16 protein-coding genes are annotated in these 15,820 nt (G+C 72.8%); 1 reads left to right on the top strand and 15 read right to left on the bottom strand.

Going from position 1 to position 15,820, the window contains the following annotated elements; translation table 11 throughout:
* Positions 1-174 precede the first annotated feature (174 nt).
* Positions 175-1,191: a helix-turn-helix transcriptional regulator gene (locus tag AB3388_RS05680; protein WP_495409785.1), complete on the top strand. Its 1,017-nt coding sequence runs from the start codon at positions 175-177 to the stop codon at positions 1,189-1,191.
* Positions 1,192-1,206: 15 nt separating this feature from the next.
* Here AB3388_RS05680 and AB3388_RS05675 read toward each other — a convergent pair whose 3' ends face one another.
* The 15 genes from AB3388_RS05675 to AB3388_RS05605 all read right to left on the bottom strand — a co-directional run bounded on the left by AB3388_RS05675 (position 1,207) and on the right by AB3388_RS05605 (position 15,336).
* The gene (locus tag AB3388_RS05675; protein ID WP_495409784.1) at positions 1,207-2,250 is read right to left on the bottom strand and encodes a hypothetical protein; all 1,044 of its coding nucleotides are present in this window, start codon (positions 2,248-2,250) and stop codon (positions 1,207-1,209) included.
* A 15-nt stretch (positions 2,251-2,265) separates the two neighbouring features.
* Positions 2,266-3,045: a PrsW family glutamic-type intramembrane protease gene (locus AB3388_RS05670; protein WP_495409783.1), complete on the bottom strand. Its 780-nt coding sequence runs from the start codon at positions 3,043-3,045 to the stop codon at positions 2,266-2,268.
* A gap of 93 nt (positions 3,046-3,138) precedes the next feature.
* Entirely contained in the window at positions 3,139-3,495 is a 357-nt protein-coding gene (locus tag AB3388_RS05665; RefSeq protein ID WP_495409782.1) for a hypothetical protein, read from the bottom strand.
* Positions 3,479-4,717, bottom strand: coding sequence for a hypothetical protein (locus tag AB3388_RS05660; protein ID WP_495409781.1), 1,239 nt, complete (start codon positions 4,715-4,717; stop codon positions 3,479-3,481). The genes AB3388_RS05665 and AB3388_RS05660 overlap by 17 nt, the downstream gene beginning before the upstream one ends.
* A 13-nt stretch (positions 4,718-4,730) precedes the next feature.
* Positions 4,731-5,174: a DUF1931 family protein gene (locus tag AB3388_RS05655; protein ID WP_495409780.1), complete on the bottom strand. Its 444-nt coding sequence runs from the start codon at positions 5,172-5,174 to the stop codon at positions 4,731-4,733.
* A gap of 22 nt (positions 5,175-5,196) precedes the next feature.
* The gene (locus AB3388_RS05650; protein ID WP_495409779.1) at positions 5,197-6,915 is read right to left on the bottom strand and encodes an FAD-dependent oxidoreductase; all 1,719 of its coding nucleotides are present in this window, start codon (positions 6,913-6,915) and stop codon (positions 5,197-5,199) included.
* Positions 6,912-7,184 (bottom strand): UBP-type zinc finger domain-containing protein, encoded by a 273-nt coding sequence (locus AB3388_RS05645; RefSeq protein WP_495409778.1) that lies wholly within the window; start codon positions 7,182-7,184, stop codon positions 6,912-6,914. The genes AB3388_RS05650 and AB3388_RS05645 overlap by 4 nt, the downstream gene beginning before the upstream one ends.
* On the bottom strand, positions 7,181-7,645 hold the full coding sequence (gene trxA, locus AB3388_RS05640; protein WP_495409777.1) for a thioredoxin: 465 nt from the start codon (positions 7,643-7,645) through the stop codon (positions 7,181-7,183). The genes AB3388_RS05645 and trxA overlap by 4 nt, the downstream gene beginning before the upstream one ends.
* Positions 7,642-10,266 carry an ATP-dependent chaperone ClpB gene (gene clpB / locus AB3388_RS05635; RefSeq protein ID WP_495409776.1) on the bottom strand — a complete coding sequence of 875 codons (2,625 nt, stop codon included), beginning with the start codon at positions 10,264-10,266 and terminating at the stop codon, positions 7,642-7,644. The genes trxA and clpB overlap by 4 nt, the downstream gene beginning before the upstream one ends.
* The gene (locus AB3388_RS05630) at positions 10,257-10,637 is read right to left on the bottom strand and encodes a chaperone modulator CbpM (protein ID WP_495409775.1); all 381 of its coding nucleotides are present in this window, start codon (positions 10,635-10,637) and stop codon (positions 10,257-10,259) included. Before AB3388_RS05630 ends, clpB begins: the two co-directional genes overlap by 10 nt.
* Positions 10,634-11,635 carry a DnaJ C-terminal domain-containing protein gene (locus AB3388_RS05625; protein ID WP_495409774.1) on the bottom strand — a complete coding sequence of 334 codons (1,002 nt, stop codon included), beginning with the start codon at positions 11,633-11,635 and terminating at the stop codon, positions 10,634-10,636. Before AB3388_RS05625 ends, AB3388_RS05630 begins: the two co-directional genes overlap by 4 nt.
* A gap of 3 nt (positions 11,636-11,638) precedes the next feature.
* The gene (locus AB3388_RS05620; RefSeq protein WP_495409773.1) at positions 11,639-12,223 is read right to left on the bottom strand and encodes a nucleotide exchange factor GrpE; all 585 of its coding nucleotides are present in this window, start codon (positions 12,221-12,223) and stop codon (positions 11,639-11,641) included.
* 9 nt (positions 12,224-12,232) lie between these two features.
* Positions 12,233-14,116, bottom strand: coding sequence for a molecular chaperone DnaK (dnaK, locus tag AB3388_RS05615; protein WP_495409772.1), 1,884 nt, complete (start codon positions 14,114-14,116; stop codon positions 12,233-12,235).
* A gap of 202 nt (positions 14,117-14,318) precedes the next feature.
* Positions 14,319-14,669 (bottom strand): Hsp20/alpha crystallin family protein, encoded by a 351-nt coding sequence (locus AB3388_RS05610; protein WP_495409771.1) that lies wholly within the window; start codon positions 14,667-14,669, stop codon positions 14,319-14,321.
* Between the two features lie 61 nt (positions 14,670-14,730).
* A complete protein-coding gene (locus tag AB3388_RS05605; protein WP_495409770.1) occupies positions 14,731-15,336 on the bottom strand; it encodes an HdeD family acid-resistance protein in 606 nt (201 codons plus the stop codon).
* Positions 15,337-15,820 lie beyond the last annotated feature (484 nt).

The following is a 15,820-nucleotide window of genomic DNA, read 5'->3' as shown; positions in this document are numbered from 1 at the left end:
ATCCCGGCGTGTGCCAAATGACTCATGCCACCAAGGTTCCCGGTCACGGAAACACGGGTTGCTCCCCCGTCGGCGCGGTATCCACATGGCTGCAGCCCGGTTGCCCCTAGTCCAGGGGCGCCATTGTCATCGGCCGCTCCGTCGGGCCGCGCACCTCTGAGTTGGTGAAGCGACTTGACCGAAGCCCCGGCTGTCCGCCTTGCCGAGATCGCCGCCACTCCGGGACGGCTCCCTGAACGCGCGCAGGCGCTGCTGCACGAGCTGGGCCGTCACATCCCCTTCGACGCCTCGTGGATGGCGCTGGCCGAACCACTGGGCAACGGCTACTCATCCTTGGCCAGCACCTCGCTGGACCAGAGCACCATCCACTACCTCAGCGGTCGCGAGATGGCGCACGACATCGAGGTGACCGGGACCAATCGCGCCCGCCCACCACTGAGCCCGTCAGACCTCCCCTATCCCGCCCGTGACCTGCCGACGTGGGCCGAGTGCCTCATTCCCGCCGGCTACCACGAGGCCCTCGCCGTAGCGCTGTTCGTACCGGGGCAGCGCCACGTCGGGTTCCTGGCGCTGCTCTCCGCCAGCACACGGCCTCCCACGGACGCCATGCGGCGCCGCCTGGCGCAGCTGGTCCCGATCCTCGCCCGCGGCATCGACCCGATGCAGCAACTGCTCACCGCCGCACGCGTGGTCCAGGGTGCCGTGGCCGGCGTGGTGCTCTGCAGGGACGGTGGCACCGCGCCGATTCCTGGCCTTGGCGACGACGCGCTGCTCGCGGGAGGGTCGCCCGTCCTGGTCGCCGCCCGCGAGGCCATCCGGAGCGGCCAGGTGTACACGGCCTTCCTGTGGCCGCGCGGCGGCCGGCACGCGCCGGGCGGCCACGCCCGCGTGACGGTCCTGACGGGCCCAGACGACGTCTGCCGCGTGCTCCCCGGGATGGTGCTGCTCTCCGCCGCCGGCGACCTGCGCGGGCTCACGCCCCGGGAGCTGGAGGTCCTCGGGCTGGTGATCGAGGGATACGCCAACCAGGAGATCGCCCGGGCCCTCGTGGTGGCGTCGCGGACCGTGGCCGCGCACCTGGAGCACATCCTCGTCAAGCTGAGGGCCCCCTCCAGGACGCTCGCCGCCGTGCGCGCGGAGAGGGCGGGCCTCTACGTCCCGGCGGAAACGGGCGCGTCCGGCCCGCGCTGAACCTCGGCGGACGACTCACGGCCACAGCGCCGGCGGGACGTAGTGGCCGGCCCGCGCGACGCCGAGCAGCAGCGCGGGAACCGTGCCGAACCCCACCCGGTGGGCCTGTTCCTCGGCCCGCGCGGCGTCCCAGGCAACGCCGCAGCACGCGCTGATCCGCTCGTCGTCCCAGCCCTCCAACTGAGCGCCCAGGATCCGCAGCTCCACGGGTCGCAGCCCCCACGTGTCCTCGACCGGTCGGACCAGGACGAGTGCGGACAGGTGATCGGTCGACTCGTCGCGGCAGTCGAGGACGGTGATCCGGGCCAGGCCGCCGTTCGCGGGGCAGAGGAACGTGGAGCGTGCCCCCGGGCCGACCGCGCACGCGCGTGCCACGGTCAGGACCGGCGAGTCCGGAACGAGAAGCGGGTGCCGAGGCAGGCCTGGAACGGGCAGGCATCGTCCCCCGCGGGTCAGGACGACCGCCCCGAGTGCGTCACCCGTGAGCCGGCCCAGCGCCGTCAGCGACGGCAGGCGGTCGAGCGCGCGGGCCAGCAGGGGGCGCAGCCGCCCGAGGATGTCGCTGTGCTCGGGGGTCAGTACGGCCGGGTCGCCGCTGAGCAGGGTGATGAACCCGAGGTGACGGCCGTCCTCCGCGAAGACGCCCATCGCGACGGCGTTCCGGTAGCCCGCCGGTAGGAGGTACTCGCCCCACGCGAGCGTCTCCGGCAGCGGCACGGGCACGTCGCTGGCCCGGACGGCCGTTCGCCACCGGTTCATCCCGAACTGCCGCAGTTCCTCGTCCGCGTCGGGCAGAGCGAAGTACCGCGCGACGGCCTCGGTGTCCCCGTACCGGCCGACGGGGCGGTGCCGGCCGGTCTCGGGGTCGCGTACGGCGATCCACGCCGCGGCACAGGGCACCGCGCGGCGCAGCGGCTCGAGCATCGCGGCCGCTCGCTCCTCGACGGTTCCCGCGGAGCGGGCCATGCCGGCGAGCTGGAACCACAGCGGCGGCTGCCGGCCCGACGTGTTCACCGAGGGGCCGCCCCCGTGCGCCCCCTGCGGGCCTCGCCCTGCCATGCCGCCTCCTGACCGTCAGAGCCGGGCCACTCCCCGTCGGGTCTGCCTCACCGCCGGCGCCCCCCGCCTGTCTTCCCGGGCGAGGTGGTGCGTCGTGGCGATGAGCAGCCCGAGGCCGATGCAGGCGAGCACGATGTAGGCGACGCCGGTGTGGACCGTGTCCCAGGTCGCGTGCAGGCCTACGGCGACGAGGTAGACGAGGACGAAGCGCAACAGCGCTCTGGCCTGCCATCCGCGTGCGGCCGCCTCCCAGAGAGCCGCGGCGGTCAGCCCGGTCCACGCCATGTGGGCGGCCGGGGCGAAGAGCCCGCGCACGAGCAGGAGGCCGTCGACGGTCCCGAGGTCGCCGCGGGTCTGGATGAGCGTCACGAAGGCGTAGCCCATGGTCTCGAGTGCGGCGAAGCCGGCCCCGCTGGCGACGCCCAGCAGCAGCCCGTTCGCCGGGCGCCGGTACCCGACGAACAGCAGCACCGCGGCCGGGACGATCAGCTTGGCCGTCTCCTCGGCGAAGCCCACCGCCAGCGTGGGCACGCTCCCGAGGCCGACCAGGGTGTGGTACTCCCAGACACCGGCCAGCACCACCCCCACCACGCCGCCGACCAGGGCGGTGAAGGCCAGCAGCACCCCGGAGACGTCGTAGGCCAGGCGCCGGCCGTAGACGAACGCGACGAACGCGGCGGGGATCACGGCGGCGCCGAGCAGGATGAGCGCGGGCAGGAAGTTCGGGTTCCCGGTATCCACCAGGGCGCCACGCACCAGTTCGAACAGTCCGCCTCCGACCAGCAGGGTGGGCAACCACGCCCACCGCCGGGGGGCGGTTCTCCGCGCGCCGTCCGCAGGCCCGACGCTGGCCTCTGAGCCGGTGATGCTCACCTGGGTGACCTCCAGTCAGCCGCCGAGCCGGAGTTCGTGCGGGCCCCGCACGCCCGTCCCGCTGGGCGGGATCCGGTCGACGTGGTCGGCACGCATGCGGTCGAGCCACTCGGCCTCGCTGATCCGGGTCGCGGCGACCAGGTAGGCGAGCAGGACGTGGGCGTGAGTGAGCAGGGTGAGGAACAGGGCCTCGCCGGCCTCCTCCCCCGCCAGGGAACGCGCACGCTCCCGGTACTCGTCACCGGAGCGCTCGTCGACCCGATCCCCGGCGGGAGTGGCCGCCTGCATCCTGAGCAGGGAGAACGCCAGCTGGGCCAGCTGCTTCTGCGCGGCATACGAGGTCCTGAACGAGAGATCAGTGTTCCTGGTCACGCGCGATCTCCCGTCCGTCTCGACGATGAGCCCCTACCTCGTCCATTGCAGGCTCGCCTGGGCCCGGTGCGATATCGGTAGACGTGCCGATCCCCGGCCACCCGGCCGCCTCCGATTCGGTGGCCGTGCTGGTGCGGTACGTGTAAGCGGCGCGGCGGACGGCCTCGTCGCTCTCCAGGCCGGCTCCCAGAGCGCCGCCGACCGTGGCCAGGGATGACGTCAGCCACGCGACGGCGAGGTAGTCCCAGAGAGCGACCGGATGGCCGAGCTTGTCGGTCAGCAGCCGGGGGACCACGAGCAGCAGCGCGGCCAGCAGCGACAGGGTGAGCAGCGCCGCGTAGAGGGCCACCACCCCGGTGAGCACGGTCGCGCTCGTCGCGAGATTGAACAGCACCACCTGCTGACGCACCTCGCGGCGATCGGCGCGCTCCCAGAGCCGCGCGCCGAGCACCAACGTGACGGTCAGGGCCGTGGCCGACAGCACGGCCAGCGCGCCCAGCCGCCGCCACCCCAACGCGTCGGCGATCCGCCACACGTCCGGCGTGACCAGGGCAAAGGTGCCCGCCGCACCGGCCGCGACGAGGGCCCTGGAGAGGCCCCTCGCCAGTTGCCACGGCCGGTTCGCGCGCACCATGCCCAGCAGCAGGCCGAGGTGGCCGGTGAGCACCCGGGTGGTGAACAGGACCGACTGTGCCTGCTCGTCGACATCGGAGGCCAGTTCGCGCAGCCGCCGCGTGATCCGGTCCGCTCGTGCCCTGGCCGCGCGGGGGCCCGGGCCGGCGTCGCGCGCCTCGCCCAGCAGCACACCGACGAGGCGGAGCAGCGCATCGCGCGCCCGGTGCCGCAACGCGACCGTGCCCAGCGCCGGCACGGACAGGACGGCGACCCCGTGCACCGGGCTCGCGTGCGCCACGACCGGCCGCAGGGCCCCCCCGAGGGGCAGGTCGGTCAGGACGATCACGAGATCCCAGTCGCCGTCGAGCAGCCGCCTGCGGGCTGCGGCGACGATCTCGCCGTCGTCGGTCGGCGGTGCCACGAGCGCGTCGCGAACCAGCCGGAGGTGCCAGTGCACCTCCGGGTGACGGGCTCCCAGTTCCCGGCGCAGGTCCCGGGCGCACTCGGCTGTCAGGCCATCCGGCAGGTCGGGGGCGGCGACGACCCCCAGCGTGACGTGCGGCACCACCACCCCGGGGCCCGTACCGCTCGTCTCGCCCTCCGCCACGGGGGACTCGGAGTCAGACCAGCAGCCGGAACAGTTCGAAGGCCCGGTCCCAGTGTTCGGTCGTCGGGTTCGTCACGCGCTCGTCGAGGATCCGGAAGGAACGGGCCAGCGCGACGCCGAGGCCGCCGAACACCTCGATGAGCACGTCCTCGGTCTCGTCGCCGAACGTGACGTCTCCCGGCGGCCGGCGGACCGTGCCGCGCAGGAACTGGCGGAGCTCGTCGGCTTCCTCGAGCTTGCCGAACGCGCGCATCTGCTCCTGAAGCCCCGCGGTGATCGGCAGGTCCTGCGGAGCGATGACGTCCCGGCCGTTCCACCGGGCGGCGTCGCGCCCGGCGACGGCGAGGGCGTCCACGCGCTCGTCGACGAACTCCCGGAAGCGCTGCACGTCGGCCTTGTCCACGTCGACGCTGCCCGCCGCGCGGAAGAATCGCTTCAGCTCCGGAATCCCGGCCATGTCCCCTCCTCGTCCTGGTCGGTCATCGCGTGGCCGCCAAGTGCTCGTGCACCATCCGCACCGCCATCGCGCCCTCCCCGGCCGCCGAGGCGACCCGCTTCACCGAGCCACTGCGCACGTCGCCCGCTGCGAAGACGCCGGGGAGGCTGGTCTCGAGCAGCAGCGGGTCGGGACCGTGGGACTCCCCCCGGTCCGACGCCCGGCGCGCGTCCGGCCCGGTCAGCACGTAGCCACCGGAGTCCAGGGCGACCGTGTCCGGCAACCACGACGTGCTCGGCACCCCCCCGATGAACACCATGAGGTCGCGCGCGGGCAGGCATTGCCGCTCACCGGTCACCGTGTCCTTCACGACGACGGCCTCGAGGCGGCCATCCCCGCCCTCCAGGGCCTCCACCGTGGTGTGCAGGTGCACCTCGATGCGCGGGTCCTGGGTGATCCGGTCGGCGAGGTAGCGCGACATGTTCTCGTCGAGGCTGTGCTCTAGGACCACCAGGCTGACCGCGGCGGCGTGGTCGGCGAGGAAGACCGCGGCCTGGCCGCCCGAGTTGCCCCCACCCACGACCACCACCGGGTCGCCGACGCACTGCTGGGCCTCCATCGGCGTGGCCGCGTAGTACACGCAGGTGCTCTCGAACTGCTCCAGCCCGGGGACCGGGAGCCGGCGGACCCGCACGCCGGACGCGACGATCACCGTGCGGGTGGCCAGCTCACCGCCGTCGGCGAACCGCAGCACGTGGTTCCCGTCGCGCTCCTCCATCCCCACCACCTCCGACGGGACGGACCGTCGCGCCCCGAACTTCTCCACCTGCAGAGTGGCGCGCTCGGCCAGCTCGCCCCCGGAGATCCCCGAGGGAAAGCCGAGGTAGTTCTCGATGCACGACGTCCGCGCCGCCTGCCCCCCCGGCGCGACGGCGTCGAGCACCGCGGTGTCCAGGCCCTCCGAGGCGCCGTACACAGCCGCCGCGAGCCCGGCCGGGCCGGCTCCCACGACCACGAGATCGCAGATCTCCCGGCCGTCGCCGAGGTCGCGCAGGCCGAACGCCGTGGCGAGTTCGGCGGTCGAAGGGTTGCGCAGCAGCCGGTCCCGGTACAGCACGATCGGCGTGTCGTCGGGCCCGAGCCCGAGGGAGCGGAGCAGCTGCTCGGCCATCGGGTCGGTCTCCAGGTCCAGGAACCGGTGCGGCAGCCGGTTGCGGGCGGCGAACTCGCGCAGCTGCCGGGTGGCGGCCGAGTACCTGGAGCCGATGATCCGGAACCCGATGCCCTCGCCCAGCGCCAGCCAGCGCCGGACGAGGTAGGCCCGCAGCACGAGATCGCCGAACGCGTGGTCGCGCGCCGCGAGGGCGCGCAGCCGGTCGGCCGGAACCGCCAGGACCTCCCCCTGGTCGACGACGACGTCGCTCAGGAAGGCCGGCTGCGCCGTGAGGACACCGAGCTCGCCGAGAAAGCGGCCCGGCCCGTGCAGCCGGGCCACCCGCTGGTCGGGCGTCCCGAGCGCTTCGACGACGGCGACGCGGCCGGAGAGCAACACGAAGAAGGTGTCCTCCGGCTCGCCCTCGGCGGTGAGCACGTCCCCGCGCGTCGTGGGCCGACGCTCCCCCCACCCCTCGAGCTCCCGGAGGCGCGCCTCCTCGAGGCGGGGGAAGGCCCCGGACAGATCCGGCGTCTCGCCGGGCGGCACGTCGGCCAGCAGTTGCTCGACGCCGTGGCTCTTCTCGGCAGCCGTCGCCCGGGTGGTCACACCGGTGCCTCGTCGACGAAGCACCACCGCCAGTCCTCGCCCGGCTGGAACGACCGGATGATCGGATGGCCGACCAGACCGGCGTGCCGGCGGGCATGCCTGCCCGGGGACTGGTCGCAGCAGCCGACGTGCCCGCAGGTCAGGCACAGCCGCAGATGGACCCACGGCGACCCGATCCGCAGGCACTCCTCACATCCCTCGGGAGTCCGGGGCTCGACGTCGTCACGGGCGAAGGCCAGATGCGGGTCCAGCCCGAGCGGAACGGTCATCGGTCGTCGGTTCCCTTCGATCGCAGAGACTGGTCCAGCCAGTTCCGCAACGCCGGCTCCGGAGCGGCCCCGGGCTGGCGGGCGAGCACCTCGCCGTCCCGCAGGACCATCAGCGTGGGGACGGCGCGCACCTCGAACCGCTGGGAGAGCCGGGGCGCCGTGTCGACGTCGACCTTGACCAGCTTCAGCTCACCGGCACGCTCGGTGGCCAGCCGTTCGAGGACGGGACTCACCATCCGGCACGGGCCGCACCAGGTCGCCCACAGATCCACGAGCACCGGGACCGGAGCCCGCTCCGCGACCTCGGCGAAGTCGTCGTCGCCCGCGTCGGCGATCCAGGGCAGGCGCTGGTGGCAGTTGCCGCACTTCGGGATGCTGCCCGCCGCCGTCGGCACCCGGTTCTTCTTCGAGCAGTGCGGGCAGGTGACGATGCTCGTCCGCGCGGTCGCGGGGGCGCTCATGCCTGCGCTCCCACCGTCTCGTGGGTGACGACCAGCCGGTCGCCGTCCACGTCGACCCGCACGGTGGACCCCTCGATGGCCCCGTCGCGCAGCAACGCGCGGGCGACCTGGGTCTCGACCTCCCGGGCGATGAACCGGCGCAGCGGGCGGGCACCGTAGACCGGGTCGTAGCCCTCCCTGCCGATGAAGCGCTTGGCCTCCTCGGTGATCTCCACCGTGATGCTGCGCTCGGCGAGACGGACGCGGAGGTCGGCGAGCATCAGCTCGACGATGTTCTCGATCTGGCCCGGGTTGAGCGGCGTGAACAGTACGGTGTCGTCGACGCGGTTGAGGAACTCCGGCCGGAAGTGTCCTCGCAGCTCGGCCATCACGAGGTCACGTGCCTCGGGCTTGAGCTGCCCGTCGTCGGTGACGCCGTCGAGCAGGTACTGCGACCCGATGTTCGACGTCATGATGATGACGGTGTTGCGGAAGTCGACGGTGCGGCCCTGCGCGTCGGTGAGCCGGCCGTCGTCGAGGACCTGCAGCAGGGTGTTGAAGACGTCCGGGTGCGCCTTCTCGATCTCGTCGAAGAGGACGACGGCGTACGGGCGGCGGCGCACGGCCTCGGTGAGCTGCCCGCCCTCCTCGTAGCCGACGTAGCCGGGCGGGGCACCGACCAGCCGCGACACCGTGTGCCGCTCCTGGTACTCGCTCATGTCGATCCGGACGATGTTGTCCTCGGAGTCGAACAGCGCCTCGGCGAGCGCCTTGGCCAGTTCCGTCTTCCCGACGCCGGTCGGGCCGAGGAAGATGAACGAACCGGTCGGCCGGCGCGGGTCCTTGACCCCGGACCGGGCCCGGATGATCGCGTCCGCGACCGCCTGCACCGCCTCGTCCTGGCCGACGACGCGCCGGTGCAGCACCTCGTCGAGGCGCAGCAGCTTCTCCCGCTCGCCCTCGGTCAGCCGCGACACCGGGATGCCGGTCCACACCGAGACGATCTCGGCGATCTCCTCGGCGGTGACCACCTCGCGCAGCAGGCTGTGCTCGCCCTGCTTCTCGGCGAGCCGTCGCTCCTCCACCTCCAGCCTGCGTTCGAGATCGGCCAGCCGGCTGAACCGGAGCTCGGCGGCGCGGTTGAGGTCGTAGGCGCGCTCGGCCTCCTGGATCTCGTGGCGGACCTGTTCCAGTTCCGCCCGCAGGTCCTGGACACGCTTGATCGCCTGCCGCTCCGCGTTCCACTGCGCCCGCATGGCGTCCGCCTCGCCGCGCAGGTCGGCCAGTTCGCGGCGGAGCTGGTCCAGGCGGGCCAGCGAGGCGGGATCGTCCTCCTGCGCCAGCGCGGCCTCCTCGATCTCCAGCCGCATCACCCGGCGGGTGATCTCGTCGAGCTCGGCGGGCATGGAGTCGATCTCGGTGCGCAGCCGCGCGCACGCCTCGTCGACGAGGTCGATGGCCTTGTCGGGCAGGAACCGGTCGGTCAGGTAGCGATGGCTCAGGGTGGCCGCCGCGATCAGCGAGCCGTCGAGGATCCGGACGCCGTGGAACACCTCGAACCGCTCGCGCAGCCCGCGCAGGATGGAGACCGCGTCCTCGACCGACGGCTCGTCGACGAAGACGGGCTGGAAGCGGCGCTCGAGCGCGGCGTCCTTCTCGATGTACTTCCGGTACTCGGCGAGCGTGGTCGCGCCGATCATGTGCAGCTCGCCCCGGGCGAGCATGGGCTTGAGCATGTTGCCTGCGTCCATCGAGCCCTCGGTGGCACCGGCCCCGACCACGTTGTGCAGTTCGTCGATGAACAGCAGGATCCGGCCCTCGGCGGCCTTCACCTCGGTGAGCACCGCCTGGAGCCGTTCCTCGAACTCCCCGCGGTACTTCGCGCCCGCGATCAGCAGGCCCATGTCCAGGGAGAAGACGGTGCGGTCCCGCAGGCCCTCGGGAACGTCCCCGTTGAGGATCCGCTGGGCCAGCCCCTCGACGATGGCGGTCTTGCCGACACCGGGCTCACCGAGCAGCACGGGGTTGTTCTTCGACTTCCGGGACAGGATCTGGATGACGCGCCGGATCTCGGCGTCGCGTCCGATCACCGGGTCCAGGCGCCCGGACCGCGCCGACTCCACCAGATCCATGCCGTACTTCGTGAGCGCCTCGTAGGAGCCTTCCGGGGTCGCGGAGGTGACGCGCTGATTGCCACGCACCTGCGTCAGGGCGGAGAGGAAGGCATCACGGGTGACGCCGTGCCGCGCCAGCACCCGTCCGGCCCCGGTGGCCGAGCCGGTCTCCGCCAGCGCAACGAGCAGGTGCTCGACCGAGACGTACTCGTCCTTCATGCGCCTGGCCTCGCGGTCGGCGGCCTCGAGCACCTGGGCCACCCGCTGCGTGAGCGAGACCTGCCCCGGTTGAGGGGCCGTGCCGGTGGTCCGTGGCTTGCGGGAGAGTTCCCCCTCCATGTCCCTGCGCAGGGCCGCTGGGTCGGCGCCCATCGCCGAGATCAGCCGCGGCACGAGTCCCTCGGGCTGGTCGAGGAGCGCCATCAGCAGGTGCTCGACGTCGACCTCGGTGTGGCCGTGCTGGATCGCCAGGCTCTGCGCGGCGGCGAGCGCCTCCTGGGACTTCTGGGTCAGGCGGTTCAGGTCCATCGCTCACTCCGCTCGGGTGGGTCGGCGGCCGGCTGGTGGGTGGAGGTGCGTCGTCGCACCGGTTCGGTGCGCCCGCGAACGCGCAGCGCGGTCTCGAGCTCGGTGATCCGGTCGAGGAGGTCGCACACGAGTCCGAGGGCGGCGTAGTTGAGCGGCATGGCGGCGTGCAGGCGCTGCAACCGCGCGACGGCCGCCACCTGCGCCGGGCTGAACCACAGCGACTCGTCGGCGTGATGGTCGGCCGGGATCAACCCCAGCGCCCAGAACCGGCGCACCAGTTCGGGGTGAAGGCCACAGCGCCGGGCGAACTCCTCGTCGTCCAGCAGGGCGGACGACGATCTCGGGACCAGCGGGTAGCGGACCGGACTCATCGGCGTCCTCCCCGGTCGTCGGTCGTGGCGCGGCGCGGGTCGAAGGTCGACGCCGCGGCGAGTTCGGAGAAGAGCTCGCGCTCGCGATCGCCGAGCCGCGGCGGCACCATGATCTTGATCTCGGCGAACAGATCGCCCGGGTGCCCGGCCGGGTCCGGCATGCCCTGCCCACGCAGCCGGAGCCGTCGTCCGGACGAGGAGCCGGGCGGCACGGTCACCTTGTTCTCGCCCCCGGGCGTGGAGACCGGGACGGTGGCGCCGAGCGCCGCCTCCCAGGGGGCGAGCTTCAGGTCGACGTGGATGTTCCGGCCCTGCACGCGGAACAGCGGGTGCGGCAGCAGCCGCACCACCAGGTAGAGGTCTCCGGCCGGGCCGTCGCCGAACCCGCGCCCGCCCTCGCCGGCCAACCTGATCCGCCGGCCGTCGGTCACCCCGGGAGGGATGGTGACGGTGTAGCTGCGCGGGCCGTCCGGACCGTTGAGGGTGATCTCCTTGCGGCCGCCCCGGTAGGCCTCCTCGACGGTGAGCGGGAGCTCGGCCTCCTGATCCGCACCCGCAGCGCGGGCCGCACGCGCGCCTCGGCCGCGGCCGCCGAACATGCCGCCCAGGAGGTCGTCGATGTCGATGCCCTCGAAGCCCCCGCCACCGAATCCCCCGCCACCGAAGCCCGCGCCGACGTCGGGGCCGTCGCCGGTCCACGTCGTGCGGGGACCCCGACCGGCCCGGCCCCGGAATCCGCCGGCCCCGGCCCCGACCCGCTCCTCCCAGTCCTCGGGAACCCGCCGGAAGTCCTCCCCGAACCGGTCGTAGCGCTTGCGCAGCTCCGGGTCCGACAGCGCGGAGTAGGCCTCGTTGATCTCCTTGAACCGCTCCTCCGCCCCCGGATCCTTGTTCACGTCCGGATGGTTCTGCCGTGCCAGCCGCCGGTACGCCTGCTGCAGCTCCTCCTGGCCCGCGTCGCGCGACACCCCGAGAACCTCGTAGAAGTCGCGAGCCATCGGTCAGCTCTCCTGGTGCTGCGCGACGGTGACGGCCGCCGGCCGGAGCTGCCGTCCGGGGGCGCCGTAGCCCGGCCGTAGCACCGCGGCCACCGACCCGGGCGGCACCCCGGCCCCGTCGGCGTCCACGACCCCGACCACCTCGTGCCGCGCCGGATCGAACGGCACGCCGGGCTCGTCCTCCCGTCCGTAACCGAGGCCGGAGACGACGGTGAGGGCCTGTTCACGGAGGCTGCGGATGCCCTCGACGATGGATCCCGGGTCCGCCGCGGCATGTTCGAGCGCGCGATCGATGGTGTCCAGCACCGGCAGGAACGCCGACGTGACCAGCTCCCGCTCGTTCTGGCGCTCGCGCGCCACCTCCCGCGCGTATCGCTTGCGCAGGTTGTCCAGGTCGGCGGCGGCGCGCCGCCAGCGGTCCTCGGCGGCGTCGAGCGCTTGCTGGGTGGGGCCGGCCGCCGCGCCGTTCGCCGGGGCGGGCGCCGCCGGCGGAGGTCCACCCGACGCCTGGACCTCCGCCGCTCCCCCGCCGGCCCCCGGTGGACCCGGCGGCCGGTCGGGCGGCGTGTTCGCTGCGGGCTCAGCCATGAGAGAGGCTCAGCTCCGGTCGAACTGCGCGTCGATGACGTCGTCGTCGGCGGCCACCGAGCCACCGTCGGTACCGTCGCCGACGTCCGCGGCGTAGTTGGTGGAGGCCGCCTGGAGCCCGGCCAGCACCTGCTGCAGCTCGCTGGTCAGCTCGCGCACACGGTCCATCGGCGCCTGGTCGGCCACCGCCTGCCGGGCGTCGGTCACCAGCATCTCGGCACGGGCGCGCTCGTGCGGAGGTGCGGAGTCGCCGAGATCCTCCAGCCGGCGCTCCACCTGGTAGGCGATGCTGTCCAGCGCGTTGCGTGCGTCCACCTCCTGGCGCAGCTGCTCGTCGGCGGTCCGGTTGCGCTCGGCCTCCTGCAGCATGCGCTCGACCTCGGACTGGTCGAGGTTGGTGCTCTCGGAGATGGTGATGCCCTGCTCGGCGCCGGTGTCCTTGTCCCGGGCAGTGACGTTGAGGATGCCGTTGGCATCGATGTCGAACGTGACCTCGATCTGCGGCTCCCCGCGCGGCGCCGGCCGGATCCCGGTGAGCTGGAACCGGCCGAGTACCCGGTTGTCGGCCGCCCGCTCGCGCTCGCCCTGCAGCACCACGACGTCGACGGCGGGCTGGTTGTCCACCGCCGTCGAGAACGTCTCGCTGCGCCGGACCGGGATGGTGGTGTTGCGTTCGATGATCTTGGTCATCACGCCACCCATCGTCTCCAGCCCCAGCGACAGCGGCGTGACATCGAGCAGGAGGACGTCGGAGACCTCGCCCTTGAGCACCCCCGCCTGGATGGCGGCGCCGACCGCCACGACCTCGTCGGGGTTGACGGTCATGTTCGGGTCCTTGCCACCGGTGAGCCGGCGCACGAGTGCCTGCACCGCCGGGATCCGGGTGGACCCGCCGACCAGGATCACCTCGTCGATGTCGTCGGCGGCGACCTTGGCGTCCGACATGGCCTGACGGACAGGCCCCATGGTCCGCTCGACGAGATCCGCCGTGAGCTGCTCGAACTTCGAGCGCATCAGCGTCATGGTGAGGTGCTTGGGCCCGTTCGCGTCGGCGGTGACGAAGGGCAGGTTGACCTGGGTCTGCGTGACCGAGCTCAGCTCCACCTTCGCCTTCTCGGCGGCCTCGTAGAGCCGCTGCAGCGCCTGCGGGTCCTTCCGCAGGTCGATGCCGTTCTCCTTCTGGAACTCCTCGGCCAGGTGGTCGACGATCCGCCGGTCGAAGTCGTCCCCGCCCAGGTGGGTGTCGCCCGCCGTGGCCCGGACCTCGACCACACCGTCCCCCACGTCCAGGACGCTGACGTCGAAGGTCCCGCCGCCGAGGTCGAACACCAGCACCGTCTCCTGCTGACCCTTGTCCATCCCGTAGGCCAGCGCCGCGGCGGTCGGCTCGTTGATGATCCGCAGGACCTCGAGACCGGCTATCTTCCCCGCGTCCCGGGTGGCGGTCCGCTGCGCGTCGTTGAAGTAGGCCGGGACGGTGATCACCGCCTCGGTGACGCGCTCGCCGAGGTGCCGTCCGGCGTCCTCGGCGAGCTTGCGCAGGATCAGCGCGGAGATCTCCTCCGGCGCGTACAGCTTGTCCCGCACCTTGACCCGGGCGAGCCCGTTCGCATCCGGGACCACGTCATAGGTGACCTGACCGGCCTCTGCCTCGACCTCCTCGAACCGGCGGCCGATGAACCGCTTGACCGAGTAGATCGTGCCTTTGGCGTTCAGGATCGCTTGCCGGCGTGCCAGCTGGCCGACCAGTCGCTCGCCGCTGTCGGTGAAGGCCACCACGGACGGCGTCGTCCGTGAACCCTCGGCGTTCGGGATGACGGAGGCCTGCCCGCCTTCCCACGCCGCGATGACGGAGTTCGTCGTACCGAGGTCGATGCCCACTGCACGGGCCATGTCACACGCCTTTCGTTGCGGGTGGCCGAGCTAGGCGCTCGCCGGTTGTCGTGTCTGGGGTCGCCGGTGATGTGGTCGGGAGCAGCCTGGTCCGGCGCCGGTGACCGGCGGTATCGGCAGACCTGCCGATACCGGCTCACCGCCCGCTGCGCCGCAGGCAGAGCCGGGGGGCGAGGTGGGCCCCGCCCCCGGCCCGTCGGTCTCAGCCGTCTTCTCCGCCGACCGACACCGGCTGCTGGTCACCGCCCTGCCGCACCTCGATCCGGCGCGGCTGGGCCGTGGCCGACACGGGGACGGTCACGTGCAGCACCCCGTTGTGGTAGGTGGCCGCCACGTCGCCGGAGTCGAGGGCATCGCCCACCTGCAGTTGCCGCGTGTCCTGTCCCTGCGGCCGTTCGGCAACGAGGACCCTGTCGTTCTCGCCCGTATCCGGGCGACGCTCCGCCCGGATGGTGGGCACGTTCCGCTCCGAGGTGATCTCGACGCTTCCCGGGTCCACGCCGGGCCGGTCCAGCGCGACGTGGTAGCACTCCCCGCTCTGCCAGGCATCCATCGGGGTCCGCGCTCCCGACATCCGGTTGTCACGCGTGTCGCGTGGCGCTGGGCGCATCGCCTCACGCGCCGAGGGCGACGACAGGCGCCCGGCGCACCTGCCAGGCCGCCCAGAGGAAGGACACCCCGGCCGCCAGGGCGTAGATGCCGAGCACGGTCGCCAGGGCGAGGGCCCCGATCCCGGGCCAGACGAGGATGAGCAGGCCCGCCACGACCGAGAGGACGCCCGCCAGGGCCATGAGCCACCGACCGGACCCCTCCCCGCGCACGGCGGCAGCGATCTCGAGGACGCCCGTGACCACCGCCCAGGCCCCGGCCCACAGGACCAGCACCAGCACGGTGACCTCCGGCCAGAACGCCGCGGCGACGCCGGCGATCACCCCCACGACGCCGGCGAGCACGTACCACCACCGCCGGCCCCCCCGAGCTTCGACACCGCTGACGATGAGCCCGATCCCGTCCACGAACACGTAGGCGGCGAAGACGAAGGCCAGCGCCAGGATCGTGATGCCGGGCCAGACCAGCACCAGCACCCCGAAGATCACGGCGAGCAGTCCCCGGATCCCCAACAGGACGGCCAGCCGCCGGCCCAACTCCGTCCCGGCCGGCTGCGCCCGGTCCCTGTCCGAGTCGATGGCGGCGGTCGCGTTCTCATGTCCTCCGTGCATCAGTTGCTCCTCGAAGGTCGGCTCTCGCCGATCCGCACGCATCCACGGCTACTGCGGGGTCACGGTCGGCCATTCCGCTCGATGCGCTGTACCGACGACTGGAGGGGTCCGATTCCAGTCCGCCGGGCGACCGAAGGGCATCGGCAGGTCTGCCGATCTTGCGTAGCGGCTCCGGTTCGGGGTGGCGGCCCGGGTAATGCCAGGAAATGGACGGCGGAACCATCCCTCCGCAGGACGACGCACCCCTGACGGCTGCTGGTGACGGGGCCGAGATCCAGCTCCCCGACGACCCGCGCGTACCGCAGCCCGACGACGCCGATCCGACGGTGAGCAAGGAACTCGGGGGCGCGGCTCCGGCCGTCGGGCCGGGCAGCTCGGGACAGGACGCCCCGGCCCCCCGCAGTCGTCCTCGATGACGGCGAGGCCGGGCGCCCGATCGCGTCCTGGGGGCATGCCGCGTGAGCGGACGCCGGCGCGCGGCTGA

This window comes from Geodermatophilus sp. SMS 5-13 (genome assembly GCF_059428245.1).
Note: the sequence above shows the minus strand (reverse complement) of the source record. Positions and strands in the feature narration are given on the sequence as shown.

Coding starts and splice junctions, on each gene's coding strand:
- AB3388_RS05675 (WP_495409784.1), bottom strand. CDS start 2,250: ATGGCAGGGCGAGGCCCGCAGGGGGCGCACGGGGGCGGCCCCTCGGTG.
- AB3388_RS05655 (WP_495409780.1), bottom strand. CDS start 5,174: ATGGCCGGGATTCCGGAGCTGAAGCGATTCTTCCGCGCGGCGGGCAGC.
- AB3388_RS05645 (WP_495409778.1), bottom strand. CDS start 7,184: ATGACCGTTCCGCTCGGGCTGGACCCGCATCTGGCCTTCGCCCGTGAC.
- trxA (WP_495409777.1), bottom strand. CDS start 7,645: ATGAGCGCCCCCGCGACCGCGCGGACGAGCATCGTCACCTGCCCGCAC.
- clpB (WP_495409776.1), bottom strand. CDS start 10,266: ATGGACCTGAACCGCCTGACCCAGAAGTCCCAGGAGGCGCTCGCCGCC.
- AB3388_RS05630 (WP_495409775.1), bottom strand. CDS start 10,637: ATGAGTCCGGTCCGCTACCCGCTGGTCCCGAGATCGTCGTCCGCCCTG.
- AB3388_RS05625 (WP_495409774.1), bottom strand. CDS start 11,635: ATGGCTCGCGACTTCTACGAGGTTCTCGGGGTGTCGCGCGACGCGGGC.
- AB3388_RS05620 (WP_495409773.1), bottom strand. CDS start 12,223: ATGGCTGAGCCCGCAGCGAACACGCCGCCCGACCGGCCGCCGGGTCCA.
- dnaK (WP_495409772.1), bottom strand. CDS start 14,116: ATGGCCCGTGCAGTGGGCATCGACCTCGGTACGACGAACTCCGTCATC.
- AB3388_RS05610 (WP_495409771.1), bottom strand. CDS start 14,669: ATGGATGCCTGGCAGAGCGGGGAGTGCTACCACGTCGCGCTGGACCGG.
- AB3388_RS05605 (WP_495409770.1), bottom strand. CDS start 15,336: ATGCACGGAGGACATGAGAACGCGACCGCCGCCATCGACTCGGACAGG.